Here is a 6,798-nt window from a genome sequence, read left to right on the forward strand (position 1 = left end):
TTTTATATTATTTAAAAAATAATCGATTAAATCAACCGAAAACAATCAAAATTACTACATCTGCATTAAGATGTAGTAATTTCATTCAATAATTCAGAAACCCTTTCACCTAATTTTGTCATTTTAACAAAACTCTCAGTACTACCTATAGTCGCAAATTCTATTAAATTATGACTAATCATAAAATCAATGATTTCATTGTTATCATTTGTTTTAATACGCTTACCTTTTTTTATGCTTAAAATTAATGCTTTTAAATCGTTGTAGTCGTTTTTATCAATTTTATCAAAAATTAAACTAGCTTTATCGCCTATTTTACTATCAGATTGATCCTCAGGTTTTGTAAAGCTTTTTTGGATATTACCCTCTAACATCTCCTTTTCAAGTTTATCCGCTCTTTGTTCTTCCTTATATCTTTTTTCTCTTTCGTTAGCTATATCAGACTCAAGTTTTGTATATCTCACTTGTAGTTTGTTATATTCATCCTTCGTAACTATAGAGTTTTTATCTGTTATTTTATATACCCATGGAGTTAATTTTTTTTCAAATACATTAACGATGAGCCTAGATAAATTCAATAACAAATAAGTTAGAATGAGTACACCAAACGAGATTAATATATTCCAAAACAAATTTTCAATTAAAGGACTTCTTTTAAAGTATATCTCTATTGCGACAATTTTTTCATCCATACTACAGTCTTTATCAAAATTGAAAAGCATATAAATAAACTCCCAATTTCTAATAATCCAAACACCAACGTATGTTCCTAAAAAAGGATTCTTTGTCTTCTCTTTTATATTGTCTCCAAAAGAAACGAATAAATCTTTAATCATAATTAGATACAGCTATTTAAAAACCAATGCAAATAAAGGCATTTAACTTAATTTGTACAAAACTACAATATTAGCACCTTGTTTTATCACGCCGATATTAAAGAAATACATAAAAGATTAGTTTCTACCATTTCTAGCTTCACTACAACATTTCATTGAACAATATTTTCCTATACTCGGTTTGTCATCACTAACCTTTTCGCATGAAGAAATATTGCCAAAATGAGTATAGTGATTACCTCTAAAAGTTTTACCACACCAACCACATGTTTTGCTTAAATAAGAGGAAGAACTATTACTACTTCCTGAATAAGATGATCCATTATAGTTGTCATAATTAGTACTTGGACTATAAGAATCCCCAGAGTTTGAATCCCCTGATCCAAAAGCTAATAAAATAAAAAATCCTATCAACGCTAGTGCACCAACATTCTTTAAAAGACTATTTTTCATATTGTTTTAATTTTAAATTAATTACTATTATACTCATTGAAAAACCTAGAAATGAAACGATCAAATCAATCCAATCAAAAGTGCCAAGAAAAAGATTAAATCCTTGTAAAATTTCGACACCAACTCCAAGTGTGAAAGGAACGATTAGCCAATATCTACCATACTTTGGACTCTTCCTCCAATAGATAACCAATGCTGAGGTCATACTATAAACCCAAAGACCATCAGGCATTGAATAGTATAACCATTGAGGTAAAAGTTCCTTAAATCCAATTAAATCAGCTCTTAGAGACTCTATCAAATTATCTAATCCTAAATAAGAAAACCACCTAAACATTACTAGAGATTTAGACCTACAAAAAATATAAATAAGTCCACCCAGTAGAAGTGGTAAAACAGAATGAATGAATATCAGCTTAAATAAATGCTTTTTATAACTAATTCCTTCTAGATTTTTTTGCTCTATTACAGTATGAAATGAAGTCTTATTCCCCGAATCCTTGCCTTGAAATAAGATAGTCGTATACTCTGTATTTACAGGATTATTACCAAAATCTAGTACCTTCATTATTGTTATAAATTCATTAGACAAAACAATCATATATGATTGTAATGATGCAAATATAATAAAAGTTCTTTATCTCCAATCATAAATGATAGCAATATGGAACAAGATGAAATAATAAAAGGGATTGGAAACCAGATTAGAGCACAAAGGGAATTGAAAAAATTAACTCTTATGCAGTTTGCAGACAAACTAAACATTGAATATAACAACTTAATACGCATTGAAAAGGGAAGAACTAATCCAACAATAGGAACACTTATCAATATATGCAACCAACTAGATATAAAACTAAAAGATTTAGTTGATGTGTACTAAATATATACAAAGGTTTATCTCATTAAGCACTTGAAATACATTGATATTTATAATAAAAAACGAATTTTGTTTATATAGGTTAATCTTTTAGTTTTGTTAAAATTTTCACACCTAACGAATGAATAAAATAGTTGACTTTATCATTGATTCTATAAACGCGAGCAGAGACCGTTTAAAAATGTCTATTGTTACTTTTTATATTGCACTCTTAGCGCTATTTCATTGGAGAGTTTTCGCCATACTATTTTTTGGAGGACTTCCTATGATGGAAAAAATATGTGAAATTGATGCACTATATTCTCAATGGGAATGGTATGACTATATCTTAAATCCAGTATTAGTTTTATTGGTATCTGTACTCTCAATGATATTATTTCCTACCATCATGTTGCTTACCGATAAACTGGTCATAAAAATAGCAATTAAAAGAAAAAACAATAAAGAACTAGAAGATGATCAAGACAGAGAAAAAGAAATAAAAATAGTTCAACATCAATTTAGACTTAAGCAAGAAGAAACAGGTAATTTACAACAAGGAGAATATCTTAACAAGATTCAAGAACTACAAACCACCATTTTAGATAACTCTAAAGAAAAAAGAACTCTAGAAAAAGACTTAAAAGAGGAAAGAGAAAAACAAAAAACAGCAATTTTAAATTTAAAAAACGGATTTGATAAAGTTGAAAGCAATTATAAACAACAAATTGAAGAGCTTAATAGACAAATTAATACAATCACACTCCAAAACATTCCTCATACAGAATTACTATTTGAAGTTCCCGCTAATATAAATAATATGGAAACAAGATACAGACTTCATGACATCAATGAGAAATATCTGTACTTAAGTCTAGAAGACAAAAAATTTCTAGATGACCTTATATACACGCAAATAGATGACCTAGATAAAACAGAGAAAAAATTAAATTATAATATTAAGAATAACGAGACTCTTTCATATCTCAACTTACATGAGATACTAATTTCTCTAACCAAAATTAGAGTTATTACTAAAATGATTGAAAACCGAAATCAACTAAACCTAATTGTTAATTTAACAGAGTTACGAAATCTTCTTATACACACTTAAAATTCATTTTCAAGCCATCTGTAACCTCACACATCATTATAGAGTATTACAATAATTATACCCCCCTCCGTTATAGATAAGTCTAATATTAATCCTCTTCAAAAGAGTTTCATGTATCCGCTTAGTCCTAAATCAATTTACAAAAAACACCCCCTTTATATAGACAAGCGAGTTTATAAAGAACGGTTGAAAAAAAATTTTATATTTTTTTCAGTACATCAAGACCTAATTTAAGGAAAATTAACATAATTTAACATCTATATACTCCCTCCTTAACTTCATATAGACACACAAGTCAATACACCACTAACACACTAACTAAAAGCAACTTACAGTAAAAATAAAGATTTAAAAAAGAGAGGCTATTAACGTAGTTATACTAGTTTTTCAAAATATTCTAAAAACAATTTTGCATTTGCATCCTTATCCAGACGTTTATTGATATACTTCAAAAAAACACGTTCCTCGGAATGCCCTGTAATCCCCATTAAAATAGGTGTAGGTACTTTACCATAAAAATTAGTAGCAAACGAACGTCTAAAGCAATGTGAGGTAATAAAATTATATTTTGGCAACATAACCAATTCTTTTGCTCCTGTCTCTTCATTCACAAAATAACCTTCCGTTTCTTGGTTGATTTCGGCTATTTCGCAAACCTTTTGAATATGGGTATTTATTTTGTTGATTGACACACGCTCTGGAAAATGATGTAATAAAATATCTAACACATATTCTTTACTTACACCAAGCGTAACATCCTTCTCTGTTTTCTCTTGAATTAAATCTATCAAAACACCATTTTTAATGCGTCTTAAATTCTTAGGAGTTAATTTTAGCAAATCGCCTCCTCGCTGACCAATATAGCAACCAATCAAAATCCATTTCTTCACATTTTCTAAATGAGGCGTTGGCATTGTTGCATGGTATATTTTGTCTATCTCTTCAAATGACAACGTGTGAATATAACGATCCTTGTCTTGTTGTCTAAATGGTTTAAGTTTGATTGAGTGAGGAGTAACAACTATATCATTCTTTTGCGCATCGTGACACACCGTCTTAATGAACTCAAATTGTTTCCCTGCGTAATTAACCGTAAATCCCTTATCATTTAACAACCATGTTTTAAATTTATCCGTCAAGGCTTTATTAATATCCCGAAATAAAATTTTAGTCTTTAATTTCTGTTCAAATTCTAAAATGATTTTTTTAAATGAATTATAGTTCTTAATCGTTCCTTTACTCAATCCAATTTTTCCTCCTCTTGTTTCCCTTGTAGAAGCATGATCAATTATGTATTGAATATAATTTGCGAATATATCTTGGTCAACTATATCTACGCGATTAAAACACGTCTTAATTTGACTATCCAACCAACTACCATCTATCAGGACTCCATTGGCAGAATCTTCGTTTAAAACGCCAAATAAATGCCCCGAAAGCTTATTCAGATTTCTAATTAACAACTTATTCTCTGCGCTGTTTTGTTTGGGCATATTTGTTGCACTACTCCAATCCTTAGCATCAATGGAAAAACCTGTGCTTTTTTTTAAATCCAACTTCCTACCATTCGAAATGCGAACGTGAATTTGCGCATTGTCTTTTTTCGCTTGCAGAATAAACTTGATTGTAGCCATATTATAATTCTATTTACAGATCCCAAAAGTAATCTAAAATTTTATTTAGCCAACATTTAGCCAACATTATTGCAATCTTATTAGATTTAGTTGGATCTAAACCAATCCCAAACAGGTAATAAAAATACATTTAACTTATTGATTTTCAATACAAAAACATTAAAAACCAAACACTTACAATTTAAGCAGATATAACGAGTAGTTGTGTGGGTTCGATTCCCACTCCGGGTACTAAAAAAAGGCCTAACTCAATGAGTTAGGCCTTTTTATTTATGGTTTTAGCCAACCATTAATTGGTGTAATTAATTCAACTTTATCTTACTTTGAAAACAAAAGGATTCATCAAAACGAGTCTCAACTAGGTACCAAACTATCTTTGGTAATTCCATTTAAAAACCATCCCACATCTTTTTTCTAACCTAAAATCGCTAATTCGATCAAAAGAATTCTACATACGGAAAAAGCCCAACTGCATTAGTTGGGCTTTTTTTTATCGCATTTGAAATAGTCTCAAAGATAAAGTCCTACTTAGCTTTTCTTTCTTTACTACATTATTTCGCATCATCTGCAGAAGGCCCATACATTCCAGGAATTGGAATATCCAACAGACGCAAGTAAACAGACAGCTGTCCTCTATGATGATAGATGTGATTGTTGACAAGGAATCGATTTGCTCCAACTTTAGGCATTTCAACAATCGTGTGATCTCCAGCTTTCAACGCCCATGACTCCATCCATTGCTCCTCTGTAGTCGTTTCAATTGCCTGTATCACGCGTTTTTCAAACACATCAATTAATTGTAACAACTCCTCCGTTGTTTTGGCTTCTAATGGCTTGTATTCCGTGTGAAAGTTCAAAGAATCTTGCTTTGTGATCCACTCCGTCCACACAATTAATTCAACAATATGCTTAGACAAATCTCCTAAACTCATTGATTTTACATGAGGCTTCCAAGACCATTGATCTGTTGGTACACAAGCAATAATTTTTCTTGTACTAGTTAATTCATGCTGTAGTTCTAGCAAAAAACTTTTGTTAATACTCATAATTCAAGTTGTTATTTTTCTTCTAGGAAAGCTACGAAACCAAACGCACAAAATCAATTTATTTGAAGAATATAATTTTGCTCGAAAAGGAAAACCTTCACCAAAAGAAAGAAGTTACTTTTGAGTTGTTTATCTTTGTGAAAATCAAAAAAATTGAATCGAGAATCTACCTATCTTTCCTTTGATGAAGCGAAACGCAAATTGGAAAATTACTGTGCGTATCAAGACCGTTGCCACTCCGAAGTAGTCAACAAAATGTTTCAATTGGGTATAACACCTCAAATACACGACGACCTTCTTGTTCATCTAATCGAACATAGTTTCTTAAACGAAGAGCGATTTGCCAAGAGTTTTGTGCGCGGCAAACATCGTTTGAGTGCATGGGGTAAGAATAGAATTACTTCAGAACTAAAATTCAGAGACATTAATCATCGTTTAATTACTTTAGCACTTGCGGAAATTGACGATGAAGAATATTATCAAACTTTCGATCGCATTAGCGAAAACAAATGGAATCAGTTAAAAGATACTGATATACAAAAGAAAAAACAAAAGTTTCAAGCTTATTTATTTCGAAAGGGATATGCCATGTCTGACATAATAACAAAGACTCAAGAACTAGAAAGCTATAGTCTATGAACTTATTTTAAGCCCTTTTGCGGGCTTTTTTTTATTTAGACAACATTCTTCTCACTGATGTAGTTAGTAGAGTTTAGTAGAGGCTTTGATTTTTGTGCGGTTTGTTTGGATGGAGAAGGGAAATGAGAAATGAGAGAAGGGAAATGCGTGAAATTTTCAATACAAAGAAGATGTTCTCTTTAATTGCGTGATTTGTTCACCAGCAGATTCTACTCTT

The 6,798-nt window shown here is 30.7% G+C and carries 8 protein-coding genes; 3 read left to right on the plus strand and 5 right to left on the minus strand.

Going from position 1 to position 6,798, the window contains the following annotated elements:
- Positions 1-65: 65 nt before the first annotated feature.
- From ACPDHL_RS11985 to ACPDHL_RS11995, 3 genes are all read right to left on the minus strand, one after another.
- The gene (locus ACPDHL_RS11985) at positions 66-836 is read right to left on the minus strand and encodes a hypothetical protein (RefSeq protein WP_430532996.1); all 771 of its coding nucleotides are present in this window, start codon (positions 834-836) and stop codon (positions 66-68) included.
- Between the two features lie 117 nt (positions 837-953).
- Entirely contained in the window at positions 954-1,289 is a 336-nt protein-coding gene (locus ACPDHL_RS11990; protein ID WP_430532997.1) for a hypothetical protein, read from the minus strand.
- A complete protein-coding gene (locus ACPDHL_RS11995; RefSeq protein ID WP_430532998.1) occupies positions 1,279-1,857 on the minus strand; it encodes a hypothetical protein in 579 nt (192 codons plus the stop codon). The genes ACPDHL_RS11990 and ACPDHL_RS11995 overlap by 11 nt, the downstream gene beginning before the upstream one ends.
- 96 nt (positions 1,858-1,953) lie before the next feature.
- On the opposite strand from ACPDHL_RS11995, the gene ACPDHL_RS12000 reads away from it, so the two are divergent.
- Positions 1,954-2,172, plus strand: coding sequence for a helix-turn-helix domain-containing protein (locus ACPDHL_RS12000; RefSeq protein WP_430532999.1), 219 nt, complete (start codon positions 1,954-1,956; stop codon positions 2,170-2,172).
- A gap of 118 nt (positions 2,173-2,290) precedes the next feature.
- On the plus strand, positions 2,291-3,262 hold the full coding sequence (locus ACPDHL_RS12005; RefSeq protein WP_430533000.1) for a hypothetical protein: 972 nt from the start codon (positions 2,291-2,293) through the stop codon (positions 3,260-3,262).
- Positions 3,263-3,636: 374 nt separating this feature from the next.
- Here the strand turns inward: ACPDHL_RS12005 and ACPDHL_RS12010 are convergent, their stop codons facing one another.
- Positions 3,637-4,896 (minus strand): phage integrase SAM-like domain-containing protein, encoded by a 1,260-nt coding sequence (locus tag ACPDHL_RS12010; protein WP_430533001.1) that lies wholly within the window; start codon positions 4,894-4,896, stop codon positions 3,637-3,639.
- Positions 4,897-5,447: 551 nt separating this feature from the next.
- On the minus strand, positions 5,448-5,942 hold the full coding sequence (locus tag ACPDHL_RS12015; protein WP_430533002.1) for a DinB family protein: 495 nt from the start codon (positions 5,940-5,942) through the stop codon (positions 5,448-5,450).
- Positions 5,943-6,095: 153 nt separating this feature from the next.
- Here ACPDHL_RS12015 and ACPDHL_RS12020 point away from each other — a divergent pair, with 153 nt between their 5' ends.
- The gene (locus tag ACPDHL_RS12020; protein WP_430533003.1) at positions 6,096-6,581 is read left to right on the plus strand and encodes a regulatory protein RecX; all 486 of its coding nucleotides are present in this window, start codon (positions 6,096-6,098) and stop codon (positions 6,579-6,581) included.
- The last annotated feature ends 217 nt before the right edge of the window (positions 6,582-6,798 follow it).

Origin of the sequence: Myroides sp. C15-4 (assembly GCF_050522745.1) — a bacterium.
Lineage (GTDB): Bacteria > Bacteroidota > Bacteroidia > Flavobacteriales > Flavobacteriaceae > Flavobacterium.

Excerpts from the sequence above, each read along its gene's own strand:
- ACPDHL_RS11985 (WP_430532996.1), bottom strand. The coding sequence starts at position 836 with ATGATTAAAGATTTATTCGTTTCTTTTGGAGACAATATAAAAGAGAAG.
- ACPDHL_RS11990 (WP_430532997.1), bottom strand. The coding sequence starts at position 1,289 with ATGAAAAATAGTCTTTTAAAGAATGTTGGTGCACTAGCGTTGATAGGA.
- ACPDHL_RS11995 (WP_430532998.1), bottom strand. The coding sequence starts at position 1,857 with ATGAAGGTACTAGATTTTGGTAATAATCCTGTAAATACAGAGTATACG.
- ACPDHL_RS12000 (WP_430532999.1), top strand. The coding sequence starts at position 1,954 with ATGGAACAAGATGAAATAATAAAAGGGATTGGAAACCAGATTAGAGCA.
- ACPDHL_RS12005 (WP_430533000.1), top strand. The coding sequence starts at position 2,291 with ATGAATAAAATAGTTGACTTTATCATTGATTCTATAAACGCGAGCAGA.
- ACPDHL_RS12010 (WP_430533001.1), bottom strand. The coding sequence starts at position 4,896 with ATGGCTACAATCAAGTTTATTCTGCAAGCGAAAAAAGACAATGCGCAA.
- ACPDHL_RS12015 (WP_430533002.1), bottom strand. The coding sequence starts at position 5,942 with ATGAGTATTAACAAAAGTTTTTTGCTAGAACTACAGCATGAATTAACT.